We start from the raw sequence: 17,358 nt of genomic DNA on the forward strand, positions 1-17,358 counted from the left end.
GTGCCGAGCCTAGGAGCCGTGGGGCGCGGCGAAACGGCGCGACACGGTTGTCAGTGGTGCCCTGGATGATGAGAGGGCAGAGGGCAGAGGGCAGTCGGCATCGGGAAACGGGGGATCGCTCGTCATGGCCGAGGTACTTCTCTTCCATCACGCCCGGGGACTCACGCCCGGCGTGCTCGGCTTCGCCGAGGAGCTGCGCCGCGCGGGGCACGTCGTGCACGTGCCGGACCTCTACGAGGGGCGGACGTTCGACAGCCTGGAGGCCGGTGCCGGGTACGCGGAGGAGGTCGGGTTCGGGACGATCGTCGAGCGGGGCGTCCGGGCGGCGGACCCGCTGCCCGAGCGGCTCGTCTACGCCGGCTTCTCCCTCGGTGTCCTCCCGGCCCAGAAGCTGGCGCAGACCCGCGCGGGGGCGGCGGGGGCCCTGCTGTTCGAGGCGTGCGTGCCGGTGGAGGAGTTCGGCGACGGCTGGCCTGCGGGGGTGCCGGTCCAGGTGCACGGGATGGACGCCGACCCGTTCTTCGCGGGCGAGGGGGACGTGGAGGCGGCTCGTGCGTTGGTGGCGGGGGTTGGGGGTTGGGGCGGGAGTGGGGGTGGTGAGCTGTTCCTCTACCCCGGGGACCGGCATCTCTTCGCGGATCCTGGGCTCGCGGGGTACGACGAGGGGGCGGCGGGGTTGCTGATGGGGCGGGTGCGGGATTTTTTGAACGGACTCTGAGGGGGCGGTTGTTGACGGTCCGTCCGGCGTCGATTCACCGGATAGTAGGAAGGAAACGATCCACCATTTCACTACCGTGAGCAACAGACTCAATACTCAGAGACACCTGATTCCTTTGGTGTTCAGAGTGGAGGCGTTGTGCGGAAGTGGGTGTCGGTGGCGGTGGCCGCCGGGCTGTTCGTGGGCGGGATGGGGGCCGCGGTGGCGGACTCGTGGCGTGACCTCAACCTGGAGACCACGGGCGCGAAGTTCGACGGCCAGTACGGGTGGGAACCCAAGGACAAGAACCACGGCGCGTTCCGCTTCCGGGGGATGCTGCGCGACGACAAGGCCGGTGACGGCCACAACGTCTACATCCAGGCCAAGGTGCAGGGCTACGGCTGGAGCCGGTTCAACGGCGTGCAGCGCAAGGACGTGTACGTGGACCAGCAGGTCTTCGACGGCGCGGCCCGGTACGCGACCGATGCCGAGATCCGGGTCTGCCGCGACCGCGGTTCCCTGCGTCCCGACAACTGCTCTCCCACGCGGTCGTTCATTCGATGAGCGTCGTTCTCCGCGCCGAGGGCGTGGATCTCTTCTACGGGTCCCACCAGGCCGTCAGCAGCGCTGACTTCACGCTGCGGCGCGGAGAAGTCGCCGCCGTCATGGGCAGCAGCGGATCCGGCAAGTCCTCGCTGCTCTACTGCCTGGCCGGTGTGCTCGCCCCCGCCCGTGGGCGGGTCGTCTTCGACGGGGTCGATCTCGCGGGCCTCGACGACGACGAGCTGAGCACCCTGCGCCGCGAACGGTTCGGGTTCGTCTTCCAGTACGGCGAGCTCCTGCCCGAGCTGACCGTCGAGGAGAACGCGGCACTCCCGCTGCGCCTCGCCGGTCAGCGCAAGGCGCCCGCCCACGCGGCGGCGGGCGAGGTGCTGGGGCGGCTCGGCATGACCGAGCTGCTCCAGCGCCGGACCTCCCAGCTGTCCGGCGGCCAGAGCCAGCGCGTCGCCGTCGCGCGGGCCCTGGTGCACCGGCCGGCCGTGGTCTTCGCCGACGAGCCGACCGGGGCGCTCGACAGCGCCAACGCCGCGGCCGTACTCGATGAGTTCCTGCGGCTCGCCCGTGGCCAGGACACGGCGGTCGTCATCGTCACGCACGACCAGAGCGTGGCCGCTCAGGCCGACGTCCGGTACACGATGTCCGACGGAGTCCTGAAGTGAACGGCTTCCTGTTCGGGCTGAGGCTGCTGTGGCGCGGCGGGCGCCGGGGGCGGGCGCGTTTCCTGCTGATGACGGGCGGATGCGCGCTGGGGGTGGCCTGTCTGGCCGCCGTTCTCACCATTCCGGCGATCATCGGCGCGCACGATGCCCGCTCCGGCGCCCGGAACCCCCGGCACGTCGTGCCCGAGGCGCGGCCGCAGCCCGCCTCCAACGTCTCCTACGCGGAACGGGAGGACGCGTACGGGGCGGAGCCGCTGTACCGGATGTTCGTGGCCCGCACCGGGCCCGGCCGGACGCCGCTGCCACCGGGCCTGAGCCGCCTCCCCGCGCCGGGCGAGGCGTTCGTCTCGCCCCGGCTCCGGGAGGTCCTGGACAGCCACCCCGGTGTCTCCGGCCTGGTCCCGGGCAGAGTGGCCGGCGTCATCGGACCCGCCGGGCTGGCGGGACCCGACGACCTCTACGCGTACATCGGCCGCACGAAGGAGCAGCTCCCGCCGGACGCCTCCCGGCTCGCGTCCTTCGGCTCCTCGTTCTCCCCCCACCCCGTCGTGGACGAGTCGACGCTCGACATCCTGCGCTTCACCCTGGCCTGCATCGTCCTGCTCCCCCTCGCCGTCTTCCTCTCCGTCTGCGCCCGGCTCTCCGCCGAGTCGCGGGCCCGCAGGCTGGCCGCGCTGCGACTGGTCGGCCTGAGCGTGAAGGGCACCCTGCGGGTCAACGCGGGGGAGACGGTGGCCGCCGCGTTCCTCGGAGCGGCCGTCGGCGTCGTCGGCTATCTCGGCTTCAACGAGGTCATGGCGCGGATCGGCCTGCCCGGCCTGCACTGGTATCCGGCCGACGGGCGCCCGGACGCCACAACGCTCACCGTCTGCCTCGTGCTTTGCCCGGCGCTCGCCTGGTTCGTCGGCAGACGCTCCGCCCGGGAGGCGGCGCTGACGCCGCTGAACGTCCGCAGGACCGCGCAGCGGAAACCGCCGAAGAAATACGGGACGCTGCTGCTGGTGCCGGGGCTCGGTGTCATCGGGGGCTACTGCGTCCTCAGCGTCCTCGGCCGGGACCCGTCCGGGGGCAGCGCCAGCGCCGTGCTCGTGCCAGGGGCCGTGCTCCTCACCGGCGCGGGGCTGGTGTTCGGGCTGGCGCCCGTCACCGCGTGGCTGGCCCGCGGCCTGGCCGGACGCGTGCGGTCGCTGCCGCTCACCCTCGCGATGCGCAGGGCCGAGGTCGAGCCGGGCAGCGCGCTCCGCGTCGTCACCGGGCTCGTCCTCCTCGTGTACGCGACCTCGCTGACCCAGGGCGTGCTCGTCGAGCTGGACCAGGTGAGCCGCCGTACCGCACCCGTCCAGGAGTACCGGATCGACACCGACGGGCTCGACGCGCGCCAACACGACGCGCTGGTAAGGGTGGAGGGCGTGCGGGCGAGCGTCGTGGAGTCCCGCTCGTGGACGCCGGACACGGGGGAGTACGCGCCCGCCGTCGAGGCGGTGGTGGGGACCTGCGCCCAGGTCGCCGCGTTCATCAAGTGGTCCGGGGGGTGCGTCGACGGCAGGGTGCTCCGCGTCCACCCGACCGACGTGCCCGCGGACTTCGACGCCCCGGCCGGGTTGCGGGCCCCGTTCGACCTGAAGGACGGCCGACGGGTCACCTTGACCGTGCCGCGGGAGCGGTTCTCTGTGGACGTGTACCAGCCCTCCGTGATCAGCTCGGGAACGCTCCTGATCCCGCCGTCCGCGCTCCCGGCCCGAGAGCTGGCCTCCGACACCACCTCGCTCTACCTCGTCACCGCCTCCGACCCCGCCACCGTCCGGGCCACCCTCGACGCCATCGGGGCCATCGCGCCGACCGCCGCCGTCGAGCCCGTCGGGATCGTCGTCGGCTCGCTGCACCAGCTGACCGTCATCCGCAGCCTCCTCGCCGCCGGCATGGTGCTCGGGCTGGTCGTCGGGGTCGCCGCGTTCGTCGTGTCGGTCGCCGACCGGGCGATGGAGCGCCGCGGGCAGGTCGCCGCGCTCGCCCTGCTGGGTGCGCGGGGCGGGACGCTGCGGCTGGCGCAGTGCGCGCAGGTCGTGCTGCCGCTCGGGGTCGGGCTCGGGGCGGCCGTCGTGACCGGGTGGCTGGCCGAGTCCAGCTATCTGATCACCGGCGGCGGGGCCGTGCACTGGGACTGGGCCGGGCTGCCGTTGCTGGTCCTCGCCGCGCTGGGGGTGCTCGTCGTCGGCGGGCTCGCCTCGATGCCGGTCGTGCGGCGGCACGTCGATCCGGAGCACATCCGGCGGGACTGACGGCCGACTCTTTCCGGGGGCCGGGCTCCCGGAAAGAGTCGGTGGGAAATCCGGTCCCGTCCCGCCGATGAGTTTTCCCGTCCGCCCCGGTCTTTCTCGTCGTACAGCGGTTCGCGTCAGGCGGGTCGCCCCCTGGAGAGAAGAGGTCGTCCCATGTCCGCCAGCCCCGCCGTCAAGGGTCCCGCCAGCTACTTCCCCACCATCGAGAAGAAGTACGGGCGTCCCGTCTCCGAGTGGTTCGGCGTCATCGAAGGGGCGCCCTTCGCCAAGCACATGGAGCTCGTACGCTGGCTCAAGGACGAGCACGGGCTCGGGCACGGGCACGCCAACGCCCTCGTCGCGTACGTCCTCGCCCGGGGCGAGTAGGACCGTGTGGGTCGCCATCCGACTCGACGTCCCCGGACCGTACCGCCGTCACCGACGGCCTGCCCTGAGAGAGCCGTATGAGTCGTGTGAGTCCTCCCGAGTGGCGCGAGCGTCTTCTCGTACGCGAGGACTCCGTGCGGCTCTCCTGCCGTGACTGGGGCCGGCCCGCGGCGTCGCCCTCCGGGCGGCCGGTTCTCCTGTTGCACGGGCTCGCCGGGCAGTCCGGCGAATGGGACGCGCTCGCCCGGCTCCTGCGGGCCGACGGGCATCACGTCGTCGCCCTCGACCAGCGCGGCCACGGCGCCAGCGAACGGCGGCCCGCCGACACCTCCCGCGCCGCGTACGTCGCCGACGTCCTCGCCGTACTCGACGATCCCGGCCTCGGCCTCGGGCCCGGTCCCGTCCTCATCGGGCAGTCCTACGGCGGGCACGCCGCCCTCCTCACCGCCGCCGCCCACCCCTCCCGGCTCGCCGCGGCCGTCCTCGTCGAGGCCGGGCCCCTCGGGACCGAGCCGGGCGTCGTCGACGAGATCGGGGGCTGGCTCCGGGCCTGGCCCGTGCCCTTCCCCTCCCGCGCCGCCGCCGCCTCCCATCTCGGCGGCGGTCCCGTGGGCGAGGGCTGGGCCGGCGGTCTCGAAGAGCGGGACGGCGGCTGGTGGCCCCGGTTCGACCCCGAGGTCATGGTCGCCTCGCTCGCCGAGAACGCCGGGCGCGACTGGTGGCCGGAGTGGGAGGCCGTCCGCGTCCCCCTCCTCGCCGTCCTCGGGCAGCACGGGATCATCCCGCCCGCCGACTACGAAGCGATGGCGGCCCGGCTGCCCGGGCCCGGGCTCCGCGGCGTCTCCCTCCCCGGCACCGGCCACGACCTGCACCTGGAGCGGCCCGAGGTGCTCCACCGCCTCGTCGCCGGGTTCCTCGCCGAGCTCGGGTGACGAGGCCCCCCGGCCCGGCTGCCCCGTCCCCGCTGCCCCCGCGCCTCACCCGGGCCATCCTGGTGACATGAGCAGAGGCGACAACGCGCGGCCCGGCAGGCTCGTCGGGGGCGGTGAGCGCCGGGCGCGGCTCGGGTTGCGGCATCGGCTGGCCCGGGACGCGCGGGCGGCGGCGGCCGAGGAGGTCGCGGACGCGCTGGTGGCGCTGCACGCGACGGACCCGGCGACGGTCTTCCTGGCGGCGGGCGCCCGGCTCGCGGACGGCCGGGACCCGGTGGCCGAGGTGGAGCGGGCGCTGTACGAGGAGCGGACGCTGACCCGGATGCACGGGATGCGGCACACCGTCTTCGTGGTGCCGTCCCCGCTCGCCGCCGCCGTCCACTCCTCCACCTCCGAGGCGGCGGCGGTCCGCGAACGGGCCGCTCTGGTCAAGCAGTTGGCGGCGGGCAGCGACTTCGACGCGGCCTGGCTGGCCGGGACCGAGCGGCTGGTGCTGGCGGAGCTGGCGCGGCGGGGCGAGGCGACGGGTGCCGAACTCGGTGACGCCGTACCGAGGTTGAGGGCCTCGTACGTGTACGGCGTCGGCACCGCGCAGGAGGGGCCGCAGCCGGTGTCCTCGCGGGTGCTGCGGGTCCTGGGCATGGAGGGCCGGATCGTGCGGGGCCGCCCGCAGGGGTCCTGGACGTCGAGCCGCTTCCGCTGGGCGCCCGCCCCGCCGCACGCCGAGGTCCCGGCCGCCGAGGCCCGTGCCGCGCTGGTGCGGCGCTGGCTGGCCGCGTACGGGCCGGCGACGGAGGCGGACCTGAAGTGGTGGACGGGGTGGAAGGTCACCGACGTGCGCCACGCGCTCGCCGCCGTCGGCGCGGAGCCGGTCGCCCTCGACGACGGGACCGTCGGGCACCTGCCGCCCGACGACCTCGATCCCGTACCGGAGGGTGCCGCCGGTCCCTGGGCGGCGCTGCTGCCCGCGCTCGACCCGACGCCGATGGGCTGGCAGTCCCGCGACTGGTACCTGGACCCGGCGCACCGGCCCGCCCTCTTCGACCGCAGCGGCAACATCGGGCCGACCGTCTGGTGGGACGGCCGGATCGTCGGCGGCTGGGCGCAGCGCCCGGACGGGACCGTGGCGCACCGGCTGCTCGCCGACGTGGGCGCCGAGGCGGTCCGCGCGATCGGGGCGGAGGCGGCGCGGCTCGCGGAGTGGGTGGGCGAGGTCCGGATCACGCCCCGGTTCCGCACCCCGCTGGAGCGGGAGCTTGCGGAGGGCGGCGCGCCGGGCTGAGCGGGCGGGGCGCCGAGGCGCCGTACAGGTGAGCTCCGGCGCGGTGTCGAGAATCCCCGCCCGGCTCCGACGTCTCCTGTGGAAGGGCCCGTCAGGGGCCGCTCGAAGACCTCAGTACGAGGAGGACGCCATGAAGTACCTGGTGATGGTGCAGGGCGCGCAGGCCGACTACGACGCCATGAAGGGGAAGCCGTCCGCGCACAGCCCGGCGTGGAGCGAGCGGGACCTGTCGGCGATGTTCGCGTACATGACCGCCGTCAGCGACGACCTGGCCGAGTCCGGCGAGCTCGTGGACGCGCAGGGGCTGGTCGAGCCGGCCAGGACCCGGTTCGTGACCGCGGACGCCGAGGGGCGGCCGGTCGTCACCGACGGCCCGTACGGGGAGACGAAGGAGGTGCTCGCCGGGTACTGGGTGCTGGACTGCGCGAGCCTGGAGCGGGTGACGGAGATCGCGGCCCGGGTGACGCGGTGTCCCGCGCCGGCCGGGGCGCCGGTCTTCCCGGTGGTGATCCGGCAGATCGACGAGGGCGGCGCCGAGGTCCGCGGCGAGGCCGGTGGCGGGGGTACGGCTTGACGCCGGTGCCGGACGCCGGCGGCCGGGCGGTCGAGGACCTGCTGCGCCTGCACGCGCCGCAGGTCCTCGGCGCGCTCGTGCGCCGGTACGGGCACTTCGCCGCCGCCGAGGACGCCGTGCAGGAGGCGCTGCTCGCCGCCGCCCGGCAGTGGCCCGCGGAGGGGGTGCCGGGCAATCCGCGCGGCTGGCTGATCCGGGTGGCGGCCCGGCGCCTCACGGACGCGCTGCGGGCGGAGGAGGCGCGGGCGCGGCGGGAGGCGGCGGCCCGGCGGCTGGAGCCGCGCGAGCCGCGCGCGGCGCCCGCCGCCGACGACACCCTCACCCTCCTCTTCCTGTGCTGCGACCCGGCGCTCGCCCCGCCCGCCCAGATCGCGCTGACCCTGCGGGCGGTCGGCGGGCTGACCACGGCGGAGATCGCCCGCGCCCACCTCGTACCGGAGGCGACGATCGCCCAGCGGATCAGCCGGGCGAAGGCGCGGCTGCGGGCGAACGGCGCCGACCGGCCCTTCCGGCCGCCCGCCCCGCTCGACCGGGACGCGCGCCTGGCCTCGGTGCTCCAGGTGCTGTACCTGATCTTCAACGAGGGCTACACCGCCACCTCGGGCCCCGCCCTGCACCGCGCCGACCTGGCCCGGGAGGCGATCCGGCTGACCCGGGCGGTCCGCGCGCTGCTGCCCCGGGAGGGCGCGGTGACGGGGCTGCTGGCGCTGATGCTGCTCACCGAGGCGCGTGGTGCGGCGCGCACCGGCCCGGACGGCGAGCTGGTGCCGCTGGACGAGCAGGACCGCGGGCGCTGGGACCGGGCGGCGATCGCGGAGGGCACCGCCCTGGTCGCGGAGGCGCTGGCCGAGGGCCCGCCCGGGCCGTACCAGCTCCAGGCCGCGATCGCCGCCCTCCATGACGAGGCGGACCGCCCGGAGGCCACCGACTGGCCGCAGATCCTGGCCCTCTACGAGGTCCTGGTGACCAGGACACGGGATCCGATGGCGGAGCTCGGCCGGGTGGTCGCCCTCGCGATGGCCGAGGGCCCGGAGGCGGGGCTGGCCGCCCTGGCCGCCCTGGAACAGCGCCTGGAGCCGCGCCTGGCCGGGTCCCACCGGCTCCCCGCCGTCCGCGCCCACCTCCTCGAACGCACCGGCGCCCGCCGGGCCGCCGCCGACTCCTACCGCGCGGCGGCCGGGCGGACCCTCAGCCTGCCGGAGCGCCGCTATCTGCTGGCCCGCGCGGACCGTCTCGACCCGTGAGCGCCCGAGGCAATAAATCGGCGGATGCCATCCTTGGTCTTCGACAGGGCCCCGAGGCGGGGAGAAACGTACCCCCTGGGATCTCCCCCGAGATGTCCCCCCGGGGGATCCATGGAGGAGTGGTTGTGGAACTCGATCTCGCGGGCGCCGAGCTCAAGGCCGTGCTGAACCGGCTGCGCCGGGCCCAGGGGCAGATCTCCGGGGTGATCCGGATGATCGAGGAGGGACGCGACTGCGAGGAGGTCGTGACCCAGCTCGCCGCCGCCTCCCGGGCGCTGGACCGGGCCGGGTTCGCGATCATCGCGACCGGGCTCCAGCAGTGCCTGACCGACATCGACGACGGGCGCAAGACGGACGAGGACCGGGACCAGATGCGCGCCCGCCTGGAGAAGCTCTTCCTCTCCCTGGCCTGAGCCGCCGGCCGGGGCCCCGGCCCCCGCCCCCGTCGCCGCGCGGCTACGCGTCCGCGAGGCCCTTCAGGCGCTTGGCGATCTTCGCGAGGCGCTCGCCCTGGTGGCGGGCCGCCGCCAGGACGTTCTCCTCCGGGGCGCCGTTGCTGCCCGCGTGCGAGGTGCCGTAGGGGTTGCCGCCCGCCGCGTACACGGACGGGTCCGTGAAGCCGGGGGAGACGATGACCGAGCCCCAGTGGTGGAAGGTGTTGTAGAGCGCGAGCAGCGTCGACTCGTTGCCGCCGTGGGTGTTGTACGCGCTGGTGAAGGCGGTCGCCGGCTTGTCGGCCAGGATGCCCTGCTGCCAGAGGCCGCCCGCCGTGTCGATGTACTGCTTGAGCTGGGCCGCGACGTTGCCGAAGCGGGTCGGCGAGCCGAGCGCGTACGCGTCCGCCCACTCCAGGTCCGCCAGCGTCGCCACCTCCACGTCGGCGGTCGCCTCGACGTGGGCGCGCCAGGCCGGGTTCGCGTCGATGGCCGTGTCGGGGGCCAGTTCGGGGACCCGGCGCAGCCGGACCTCGGCGCCCGCCTTCTCCGCGCCCTCGGCGACCGCCTGGGCGAGCTGGTGCACGTTTCCGGTGGACGAGTAGTAGATGACGGCGACCTTGGCGGACATGGCGGGCTCCCTCGGATCGAGACAGGCGGGTGAGGCGTAGGCGGTGAGCGGTGAGCAGTAAGTGGTGAGCGGTGAGCGGCGGATCAGCCGTAAGCGGATCGCTTTCCGCTTCGATGCCCCGAGGCTAAGCGGACAGCTATCCGATTCGCAAGAGGGGCGTTATGCTCATGGCCTGGAACGGACCGAGGGGGAAACGCGCCACCAGGGAGGCAGCCGCAGATGAGCACGAGGAATCCGCAGGCCGGAGACGAGTCGGCGCCGCTGCTCACCCTGCTGCCGATCGCGGGGGGCCCGCCGCCCGAGCGCGCCGACGCCGCCCGCAACCGGCGCAAGATCCTCGACGCCGCCGCCCGGATCGTCGCCGAGCAGGGCCCCGAGGCCGTCACCATGAACCAGGTCGCGCACGCCAGCTGTATCGGCGTCGGGACCGTCTACCGCCGCTTCGGCGACGTCGCCCAACTGCTCCTGGCGCTGCTCGACGACCGCGAGCGGCAGTTCCAGGAGGCGTATCTGAGCGGCCCGCCCCCGCTCGGTCCCGGCGCCCCCGCCGGCGAGCGGCTCGACGCCTTCCTCGACGCGCTCGTCGACCGCTCCGTCGAGCAGCGCGAGATCCTGTTCGCCGCGCAGACCGCCGGGCCCGTGGCCCGCTACGGCAACGGCGCCTACCTCGCGATGCACCTGCACCTGACCCTGCTGCTCGGCGAGGCCCGCCCAGGCGCCGACGGCCCGCTCCTCGCGCACCTGCTCCTCGCGCCCTTCTCGCCGAGCCTGGTCCACCACCTGTCGGTGGACCGGGGTGTCCCGGCCGCCGAGCTCAAGGCCGGGATGCGGGAGTTGATCCGGCTGCGCGGCGACGAAGGACGCTGAGCCCGGGTCCGCCGCCCGGACGGCGGTGGACCGGCGGGCCGCCCGGCGCGCACGATCATCGCCATGACCACGCATCCCATGGCCACGCGTCCCATGACCCCGTACGCCAAGACCACGTATCTGCTCCTGCACGGCTATGAGAACCACCGCCCGCCCGGCCACTGGCACCACTGGCTCGCGGGCGCCCTGCGCGAGCGCGGCCACGAGGTGCGCTACCCGCAGCTCCCCGAGCCCGACGCGCCCGTGCTCGGGGACTGGCTGGACACCCTGGAGGAGCACGGACGGCGGCCCGCCGAGGGCGAGTTCGTGGTCGTCGCGCACAGCCTGGGCGTGCTGCTGTGGCTGCGCGCCGCGGCGGCCGGGCGGGTGCCGGACGCGGACCGGGTGCTGCTCGTCGCGCCGCCCTCCCCCGCCGTCACCGCCTCCGTCCCCGAGATCGCCGGCTTCGCGGACGGGCTCGACCTCGCCTCCGTACCGCTGAAGGCGCCCGCCCGGCTGGTCTGGGCCGCCGCCGACCCGTACTGCCCCGAGGGCGCCGCCCACCACTACGCGGGCCCGCTCGGGCTCGACACGGACGAGGTGCCGGGCGGCGCCCACCTCACCCCCGACTCGGGGTACGGGGCCTGGCCCTCGGTCCTGGAGTGGTGCGAGAACCCTGCCACGCGGGTGGGCGCCAACCGATAACCCCTGTCCGCGCGGTGGGGCCCGGCCCTATCGTCGGGCGGATGCGCCCCCACCACGACACCGCCCCGCACACCGAGGGCCTGCTCGACGTCGGCGACGGCAACCACGTCTACTGGTCCGTCGCCGGCAACCCCGAGGGCAAGCCCGCGCTCGTCGTGCACGGCGGGCCGGGCTCCGGGTCCTCGCCCGGGGCCCGCCGGGTCTTCGACCCCGAGCGCTACCGGATCGTCCAGTTCGACCAGCGCGGCTGCGGGCGCTCCACCCCGCACGCGAGCGACCCGGCCGCCGACCTGTCCGTGAACACCACCGCCCACCTGGTCGCCGACATGGAACGGCTCCGGAGCCACCTCGGCGTCGACCGCTGGCTGCTCCACGGCGGCTCCTGGGGCTCCACCCTGATCCTGGCGTACGCGCTGGCCCACCCCGAGCGGGTCACCGAGATCGTCCTCGCCGCCGTCACCACCACCCGCCGCTCCGAGACCGCCTGGCTCTACGGGGGCGTCGGCCGCTTCTTCCCCGAGGCCCACGAGCGCTTCCTGGCGGGCGCCGGGCCGGGCGGGGCCGGGGACCCGGTCCGGGCGTACGCGGCGCTGATGGACGACCCGGACCCCACTGTGCGGGAGCGGGCGGCGGCCGACTGGTGCGCCTGGGAGGACGCCGTCCTGTCGATGGAGGGCCAGGGCACCCCGTACACCGACCGGGTCGACCGGACCCGGCTCGCCTTCGTACGGATCTGCGCGCACTACTTCGCGCACGGCGCCTTCCTGGAGGAGGGCGTCCTGATCCGGGAGGCGCACCGGCTGGCCGGCATCCCCGGCGTCCTGGTGCACGGCCGGCTCGACATGGCCGGGCCGCTCACCACCGCCTGGGAGCTGGCCCGCGCCTGGCCGGACGCGGAACTGCGGGTGGTGGAGGGGGCCGGGCACCTGGGCGGCGCCGAGACCCGCGCGCACGTGGTCGCCGCCCTCGAACGCTTCGCAAAGGGGTGAACCACCGCGCGGGCGGGGCGGGCGGGCGCGATGATCCGGACATGAGCCCCGAGATCCACCTCGCCCAGCAGCCCGAGGCCGACGAGCTGCTCGGCCGCTCCCCGCTCGCCGCGCTGGTCGGGATGCTGCTCGACCAGCAGGTGCCGATGGAGTGGGCGTTCTCGGGCCCGTACACGATCGCGACCCGGATGGGCCGCGACGACCTGGACGCGCACGAGATCGCCGCCCAGGACCCGGAGGCGTTCGCCGCGCTGCTCTCCACGAAGCCCGCCGTGCACCGCTACCCGGGCTCGATGGCCCAGCGGATCCAGCAGCTGTGCCGCTTCCTCGTCGACACGTACGGGGGCGACGCCGAGGCCGTCTGGCGGGACGCGGCGACCGGGGCGGAGCTGCTCGCGCGGCTGGAGGCGCTGCCGGGCTTCGGCGAGCAGAAGGCCCGGATCTTCCTGGCGCTGCTCGGCAAGCGGTACGGGGTGCGGCCCAAGGGCTGGCGGGAGGCGGCGGGCCCGTACGGCGAGGCGCACTGCTACCGCTCGGCCGCCGACATCACGGGGCCGGAGTCGCTGGCGAAGGTGCGGGCCCACAAGCAGGAGATGAAGGCCGCCGCCAAGGCCGCCAAGGCGGCCGGAACGGCCCCGGCCCGGGGGACCGCCCAGGCGTCCGAGTCGGCCACCGGCGCTCCGCCTGCCGGGACGGTGCCGTCCGGTAAACGGACGCGGGCCGCCGCGAAACCCCGCGAAACGGACGGGAATTGATAACTCCGCATGTCAATCCTGTTCAACCTGACATGAATTGCGCCAGATCTGTTCACAGAATCCACCACACAAAGCTAACTTCCCTTCCACCTCGTACGAATCGGGAAGGACTTCTGTGAACGCAACCCAGCGCAGAGCCGCCGCCGTTCTGGCCGCCGCCGCACTCGCCACCCCGCTGGTGATCGCCGCCCCCGCAACCGCAACCCCCGACCCCGGGGCCTCGGCCGCCCGCGACGCCGCCAAGCTGGCGAAGAAGCTGGTCCGCGAGACGTCCGCGAAGGACGCCTACAAGCACCTCCAGAAGTTCCAGGCGATAGCCGACTCGGCCGGCGGCCACCGCGCGGCCGGCAGCCTCGGCCACGACGCCTCCGCCGCGTACGTGTACACGCAGCTCAAGAAGGCCGGCTACGCCGTCACCTACCAGAAGTTCGACTTCCAGTACACGGAGACCCTCGCCGAGAAGGCCAAGGTCCTCTCCCCCACCGCCCGTGACCTCGACATCAAGGCGATGACCTACACCAAGTCGACCCCGGTCGGCGGCGTGCAGGCCGAGCTCGCCGCCGTCCCGGTCGACGCGGACGGCACCACCGGCTGCGAGCCGGGCGACTTCGCCGCCGGCGCCTTCACCGGCAAGATCGCGCTCATCAAGCGCGGCGGCTGCACCTTCGCCGTCAAGCAGCAGAACGCGGGCGCGGCCGGCGCCGTCGGCGCGATCATCTACAACAACACCGAAGGCGCCCTCTCCGGCACCCTCGGCGGTCCCGGCCTCCCGGGCACCCCGGTCGGTGGCCTCTCCCAGGCCGAGGGCGAGGCGCTCGCCGCCGACCTCGCCAAGGGCCCGGTCAAGCTCTCCTTCGAGATCCGCCAGCTCCAGGAGAAGCGTTCCACCAACAACGTCATCGCGGAGACCGTCGGCGGCAACGCCGCCAACACCGTGGTGCTCGGCTCGCACCTCGACTCCGTCACCGCCGGCCCCGGCATCAACGACAACGGCTCCGGCTCCGCCGGTCTCCTCCAGACCGCCCTGGAGCTCGCCAAGTCGAAGGACAAGGTCCGCAACAAGGTCCGCTTCGCCTGGTGGTCCGCCGAGGAGAACGGCCTGCTCGGCTCCGAGCACTACGTCGCGAACCTGAGCGAGCTCGGCAAGAAGGAGATCAAGCTCTACCTGAACTTCGACATGATCGCCTCGCCGAACTACGGGCTCTTCGTCTACGACGGCGACGACTCCGACGCGACGGGCGCGGGCGCCGGCCCCGAGGGCTCCGCCCAGCTGGAGCGCGACATCAACGACTTCCTCGACGGGCGCGGCATCCCGCACGAGGGCACCGACTTCACCGGGCGCTCCGACTACGGCCCGTTCGTCGACGCGGGCATCGCCTCCGGCGGCACCTTCACCGGCGCCGAGGGTGTCAAGACCGCCGGTCAGGCCGCGAAGTTCGGCGGTCAGGCGGGGGTGGCCTACGACGTGAACTACCACGCCAAGGGCGACAACCTGTCGAACATCAACATGACGGCCTTCGACATCAACATCGACGTCATCGCCAACGCCGTGGGCACCTACGCCCACGACATCAGCTCGCTGAAGCGCCCCGTCGTCTCCGTCCCGACCACCGGCGACGCCGGCAGCGGCGGCGGTCTGCACGCCGACCACGACGAGGTCACCTCGTAAGCCTCACCGCTTGCGGCGCGCGGTCCCGAACAGCGACCGGGAGATCTCCCGGCCCAGCTGGGTCCCGATCGACCGCGCGAGGGACTTGAACATCCCACTGCCGACGACCTGTTCGGTGAGCGAGGGCTCCTCCTTCTGCCGGGGAGCCCTCGCCGTCTCCTTCGCGGCGGCCTTCTCCTCGGCCGCCCGCAGCGCCGCCTCCTCCGCCGCCCGCTGCTCGGCCGTCAGCTTCTCGTACGCCGACTCGCGGTCCACCGGCTCCGCGTACCGCCCGTACAGCGGCGAGGACCTCACCGCCGCGTCCAGGTCCGCCGCCGGGACCGGTCCCATCAGCGACCGCGGCGCCCGCAGCCGGGTCGCCGCCACCGGGGTCGGGGCGCCCTTCTCGCTCAGCACCGTGATCACCGCCTCGCCCGTGCCGAGCCCGGTCAGCACCTCCTCCAGGTCGTACGGCGAGTTCGGGAAGGTCCGCACGGTCGCCTTCAGCGCCTTGGCGTCGTCCGGGGTGAACGCCCGCAGCGCGTGCTGGACCCGGTTGCCGAGCTGCGCCAGCACGTCCGCCGGGACGTCCTTCGGGGTCTGCGTCACGAAGAACACCCCGACGCCCTTGGACCGGATCAGCCGCACCGTCTGCGTGATCGACTCCAGGAACGCCTTCGAGGCCCCGTTGAACAGCAGGTGCGCCTCGTCGAAGAAGAAGACCAGCTTCGGCTTCTCGACGTCGCCGACCTCCGGCAGGTCCCCGTACAGATCCGCGAGCAGCCACATCAGGAAGGTCGAGAACAGCTGCGGCTTGTCCTGCACGGCCGCCAGCTCCAGTACGGAGACGATCCCGCGCCCGTCCGGCGCCGTGCGCAGGAACTCGCTCGTGTCGAACTCCGGCTCCCCGAAGAAGCCGCCCGCGCCCTGCTGCTCGAAGGCCGTGATCGCCCGCAGGATCACCCCGGCGGTCACCGTCGAGAGCCCGCCGATCCCCTTCAGCTCCGCCTTGCCCGGGTCGGAGACGAGGAAGGCCACCACCGCCCGCAGGTCCTTCAGGTCGTAGAGCTCCAGGCCCTTCGCGTCGGCGTAGTGGAAGATCAGGCCGAGCGACTGCTCCTGCGTCTGGTTCAGCTGGAGCACCTTCGACAGCAGCACCGGGCCGAAGCTGGTCACGGTCGCGCGCACCGGGATGCCGGGGCCGGTGCCGCCGAGCCCGTAGAACTCGCAGGGGAAACCGGCCGGCGTCCACTCCTGCCCCACCTGCGCCGCCCGCTCCCGGACCTTCTCGCCGTCCGCGCCCGGCGCCGAGATCCCCGAGACGTCGCCCTTGATGTCGGCGAGGAAGACCGGCACCCCGTTCGCCGAGAGCTGCTCCGCGATCAGCTGGAGCGTCTTCGTCTTGCCGGTGCCGGTCGCGCCCGCGACCAGCCCGTGCCGGTTGAGCACGGTCAGCGGGATGCGGATCGGCGCGTCCGGGTGACAGGCGCCGTCCCAGAGCAGGGCCCCCAGATCGAGTGCCGCGCCGTCGAAGGCGTACCCGGCGGCGATCGGCGCCCAGGGCTGCTCGCTCACGCTCATGACGGACCCCTGTCCCGATTGCATGCTGTTTCACCCGGTTTCGCCCCAGCATCGCACCGCGCCCGCGTGGCTGCGCTGGTAGCCGCTCGCCCGGTAGGCTTTCCGTGTGATCTTCAAGCGCATCGGTAACGGAAAGCCGTATCCCGACCACGGCCGGGAAAGCACCCGGCAGTGGGCGGACGTCGCCCCGCGCCCGGTCCGCCTCGATCAGCTGGTGACGACCAAGGGCCAGCTGGACCTGGAGACCCTGCTCGCCGAGGACTCGACCTTCTACGGCGACCTCTTCGCGCACGTCGTGAAGTGGCGGGGCGACCTCTACCTGGAGGACGGACTGCACCGCGCGGTCCGCGCCGCGCTCCAGCAGCGCCAGGTGCTGCACGCCCGCGTGCTGGAGATGGACTGACCCTCCGGGCCGCCCCCGGTCCCTCCCGGCTGATCCTTTCGGGGCCTCTTCGCCCCCATCCGGACGCGATCACATGATCATCCAGTAGGCATCCCCCGGAGCCCGCATTACGCTGCGCTCATGAGCATGCTCACTCCCCCTGGAATGGGCGGGAAGTACCGCATCACGGGCGATGTCTACCCACGGATGCGCCGCCCCCACCGCCGGCGCAGGATCGTCCTCGGAGCCGCGGCCGGAGCGCTCGTGCTCGGCGCGGCGGGATGGGGGACGCTCCAGCTGATCGACGTCTTCACCGGCGGCGACGGCAGGACCACCACCGCCGCCGGGAAGCAGGCCGACTGCAAGCCCGCACCCCAGGTCACCGTGCCGCCCCCGGCCGCCGCCCTGCCCAAGCCCGGCCAGATCACGGTCAACGTCTACAACGCGACCCCGCGCGCGGGGCTCGCCAAGACGACCGCGGACGAGCTGAAGAAGCGCGGCTTCGCCATCGGCAAGGTGGGCAACGCCCCCGCCGCGTACGACAAGAAGGTCCCCGGCGCCGGAATGCTGCTCGGCGCGCCCGGGGCGGCCAAGGGCGGCTTCTCCGTGCTCGGCACCCAGCTCAAGGGCGCCACGACAAAGGTCGACGCCCGCACCACGGCGGACATCGACCTCATCATCGGCACTGCTTTCAAGACCCTGGACCCGAAGGCGGCGGCGGACGCCGCCCTCGTGGCCCTCGCCAAGCCCAAGCCCGCCGCCGCGCGCTGCTAGCGCGGGCGGGACGGGACGG

19 protein-coding genes are annotated in these 17,358 nt (G+C 73.9%); 17 read left to right on the top strand and 2 right to left on the bottom strand.

Annotation, left to right across the window (positions count from 1 at the left end; translation table 11 throughout):
* Nucleotides 1-124 precede the first annotated feature (124 nt).
* From AB0C99_RS00580 to AB0C99_RS00625, 10 genes are all read left to right on the top strand, one after another.
* Nucleotides 125-718 carry a dienelactone hydrolase family protein gene (locus AB0C99_RS00580; protein ID WP_362467730.1) on the top strand — a complete coding sequence of 198 codons (594 nt, stop codon included), beginning with the start codon at nucleotides 125-127 and terminating at the stop codon, nucleotides 716-718.
* A gap of 138 nt (nucleotides 719-856) precedes the next feature.
* Nucleotides 857-1,261: a hypothetical protein gene (locus tag AB0C99_RS00585; protein ID WP_362467732.1), complete on the top strand. Its 405-nt coding sequence runs from the start codon at nucleotides 857-859 to the stop codon at nucleotides 1,259-1,261.
* Nucleotides 1,258-1,917, top strand: coding sequence for an ABC transporter ATP-binding protein (locus AB0C99_RS00590; protein ID WP_362467734.1), 660 nt, complete (start codon nucleotides 1,258-1,260; stop codon nucleotides 1,915-1,917). Before AB0C99_RS00585 ends, AB0C99_RS00590 begins: the two co-directional genes overlap by 4 nt.
* Nucleotides 1,914-4,196 carry an FtsX-like permease family protein gene (locus AB0C99_RS00595; protein WP_362467736.1) on the top strand — a complete coding sequence of 761 codons (2,283 nt, stop codon included), beginning with the start codon at nucleotides 1,914-1,916 and terminating at the stop codon, nucleotides 4,194-4,196. The genes AB0C99_RS00590 and AB0C99_RS00595 overlap by 4 nt, the downstream gene beginning before the upstream one ends.
* A gap of 153 nt (nucleotides 4,197-4,349) precedes the next feature.
* Entirely contained in the window at nucleotides 4,350-4,562 is a 213-nt protein-coding gene (locus AB0C99_RS00600; protein ID WP_362467738.1) for a DUF4287 domain-containing protein, read from the top strand.
* Nucleotides 4,563-4,648: 86 nt separating this feature from the next.
* On the top strand, nucleotides 4,649-5,494 hold the full coding sequence (locus tag AB0C99_RS00605) for an alpha/beta hydrolase (RefSeq protein WP_362467740.1): 846 nt from the start codon (nucleotides 4,649-4,651) through the stop codon (nucleotides 5,492-5,494).
* Nucleotides 5,495-5,561: 67 nt separating this feature from the next.
* Nucleotides 5,562-6,776: a winged helix DNA-binding domain-containing protein gene (locus AB0C99_RS00610; protein WP_362467742.1), complete on the top strand. Its 1,215-nt coding sequence runs from the start codon at nucleotides 5,562-5,564 to the stop codon at nucleotides 6,774-6,776.
* A 130-nt stretch (nucleotides 6,777-6,906) separates the two neighbouring features.
* Nucleotides 6,907-7,350, top strand: coding sequence for a YciI family protein (locus tag AB0C99_RS00615; protein ID WP_362467744.1), 444 nt, complete (start codon nucleotides 6,907-6,909; stop codon nucleotides 7,348-7,350).
* Nucleotides 7,351-7,355: 5 nt separating this feature from the next.
* Complete coding sequence (locus AB0C99_RS00620; RefSeq protein WP_362468096.1) at nucleotides 7,356-8,594, top strand: sigma-70 family RNA polymerase sigma factor; 1,239 nt, start codon at nucleotides 7,356-7,358, stop codon at nucleotides 8,592-8,594.
* 125 nt (nucleotides 8,595-8,719) lie between these two features.
* Complete coding sequence (locus tag AB0C99_RS00625; protein WP_362467746.1) at nucleotides 8,720-9,007, top strand: metal-sensitive transcriptional regulator; 288 nt, start codon at nucleotides 8,720-8,722, stop codon at nucleotides 9,005-9,007.
* A gap of 43 nt (nucleotides 9,008-9,050) precedes the next feature.
* On the opposite strand, the gene wrbA is transcribed toward AB0C99_RS00625, so the two are convergent.
* Complete coding sequence (gene wrbA, locus AB0C99_RS00630) at nucleotides 9,051-9,659, bottom strand: NAD(P)H:quinone oxidoreductase (RefSeq protein WP_362467748.1); 609 nt, start codon at nucleotides 9,657-9,659, stop codon at nucleotides 9,051-9,053.
* Nucleotides 9,660-9,878: 219 nt separating this feature from the next.
* On the opposite strand from wrbA, the gene AB0C99_RS00635 reads away from it, so the two are divergent.
* The 5 genes from AB0C99_RS00635 to AB0C99_RS00655 all read left to right on the top strand — a co-directional run bounded on the left by AB0C99_RS00635 (nucleotide 9,879) and on the right by AB0C99_RS00655 (nucleotide 14,623).
* Entirely contained in the window at nucleotides 9,879-10,526 is a 648-nt protein-coding gene (locus AB0C99_RS00635; RefSeq protein ID WP_362467750.1) for a helix-turn-helix domain-containing protein, read from the top strand.
* Nucleotides 10,527-10,589: 63 nt separating this feature from the next.
* Nucleotides 10,590-11,210 (top strand): alpha/beta hydrolase, encoded by a 621-nt coding sequence (locus AB0C99_RS00640; RefSeq protein ID WP_362467752.1) that lies wholly within the window; start codon nucleotides 10,590-10,592, stop codon nucleotides 11,208-11,210.
* A 41-nt stretch (nucleotides 11,211-11,251) separates the two neighbouring features.
* Nucleotides 11,252-12,199, top strand: a complete 948-nt coding sequence (pip, locus tag AB0C99_RS00645; protein WP_362467754.1) for a prolyl aminopeptidase — start codon at nucleotides 11,252-11,254, stop codon at nucleotides 12,197-12,199.
* A gap of 41 nt (nucleotides 12,200-12,240) precedes the next feature.
* A complete protein-coding gene (locus tag AB0C99_RS00650; RefSeq protein WP_362467756.1) occupies nucleotides 12,241-12,954 on the top strand; it encodes an HhH-GPD-type base excision DNA repair protein in 714 nt (237 codons plus the stop codon).
* Nucleotides 12,955-13,069: 115 nt separating this feature from the next.
* Nucleotides 13,070-14,623, top strand: a complete 1,554-nt coding sequence (locus tag AB0C99_RS00655) for a M28 family metallopeptidase (protein ID WP_362467758.1) — start codon at nucleotides 13,070-13,072, stop codon at nucleotides 14,621-14,623.
* A gap of 3 nt (nucleotides 14,624-14,626) precedes the next feature.
* On the opposite strand, the gene AB0C99_RS00660 is transcribed toward AB0C99_RS00655, so the two are convergent.
* On the bottom strand, nucleotides 14,627-16,183 hold the full coding sequence (locus AB0C99_RS00660; protein WP_362467760.1) for a helicase HerA-like domain-containing protein: 1,557 nt from the start codon (nucleotides 16,181-16,183) through the stop codon (nucleotides 14,627-14,629).
* A 106-nt stretch (nucleotides 16,184-16,289) separates the two neighbouring features.
* Between AB0C99_RS00660 and AB0C99_RS00665 the strand changes: the two genes are divergently transcribed.
* Together AB0C99_RS00665 and AB0C99_RS00670 are read left to right on the top strand one after the other, a co-directional pair.
* Nucleotides 16,290-16,586 carry a type II toxin-antitoxin system VapB family antitoxin gene (locus tag AB0C99_RS00665; RefSeq protein ID WP_017240525.1) on the top strand — a complete coding sequence of 99 codons (297 nt, stop codon included), beginning with the start codon at nucleotides 16,290-16,292 and terminating at the stop codon, nucleotides 16,584-16,586.
* 120 nt (nucleotides 16,587-16,706) lie between these two features.
* Nucleotides 16,707-17,339, top strand: a complete 633-nt coding sequence (locus AB0C99_RS00670; RefSeq protein WP_362467762.1) for a LytR C-terminal domain-containing protein — start codon at nucleotides 16,707-16,709, stop codon at nucleotides 17,337-17,339.
* The last annotated feature ends 19 nt before the right edge of the window (nucleotides 17,340-17,358 follow it).

Origin of the sequence: Streptomyces sp. NPDC048659, from assembly GCF_040650575.1 — a bacterium.
Taxonomy (GTDB): Bacteria; Actinomycetota; Actinomycetes; order Streptomycetales; family Streptomycetaceae; genus Streptomyces.

Bases quoted from the DNA above. Each gene is read 5' to 3' on its own strand.
- AB0C99_RS00580 (WP_362467730.1), top strand. From the start codon at position 125: ATGGCCGAGGTACTTCTCTTCCATCACGCCCGGGGACTCACGCCCGGC.
- AB0C99_RS00590 (WP_362467734.1), top strand. From the start codon at position 1,258: ATGAGCGTCGTTCTCCGCGCCGAGGGCGTGGATCTCTTCTACGGGTCC.
- AB0C99_RS00600 (WP_362467738.1), top strand. From the start codon at position 4,350: ATGTCCGCCAGCCCCGCCGTCAAGGGTCCCGCCAGCTACTTCCCCACC.
- AB0C99_RS00610 (WP_362467742.1), top strand. From the start codon at position 5,562: ATGAGCAGAGGCGACAACGCGCGGCCCGGCAGGCTCGTCGGGGGCGGT.
- AB0C99_RS00615 (WP_362467744.1), top strand. From the start codon at position 6,907: ATGAAGTACCTGGTGATGGTGCAGGGCGCGCAGGCCGACTACGACGCC.
- wrbA (WP_362467748.1), bottom strand. From the start codon at position 9,659: ATGTCCGCCAAGGTCGCCGTCATCTACTACTCGTCCACCGGAAACGTG.
- AB0C99_RS00635 (WP_362467750.1), top strand. From the start codon at position 9,879: ATGAGCACGAGGAATCCGCAGGCCGGAGACGAGTCGGCGCCGCTGCTC.
- AB0C99_RS00640 (WP_362467752.1), top strand. From the start codon at position 10,590: ATGACCACGCATCCCATGGCCACGCGTCCCATGACCCCGTACGCCAAG.
- pip (WP_362467754.1), top strand. From the start codon at position 11,252: ATGCGCCCCCACCACGACACCGCCCCGCACACCGAGGGCCTGCTCGAC.
- AB0C99_RS00650 (WP_362467756.1), top strand. From the start codon at position 12,241: ATGAGCCCCGAGATCCACCTCGCCCAGCAGCCCGAGGCCGACGAGCTG.
- AB0C99_RS00660 (WP_362467760.1), bottom strand. From the start codon at position 16,183: ATGAGCGTGAGCGAGCAGCCCTGGGCGCCGATCGCCGCCGGGTACGCC.
- AB0C99_RS00670 (WP_362467762.1), top strand. From the start codon at position 16,707: ATGAGCATGCTCACTCCCCCTGGAATGGGCGGGAAGTACCGCATCACG.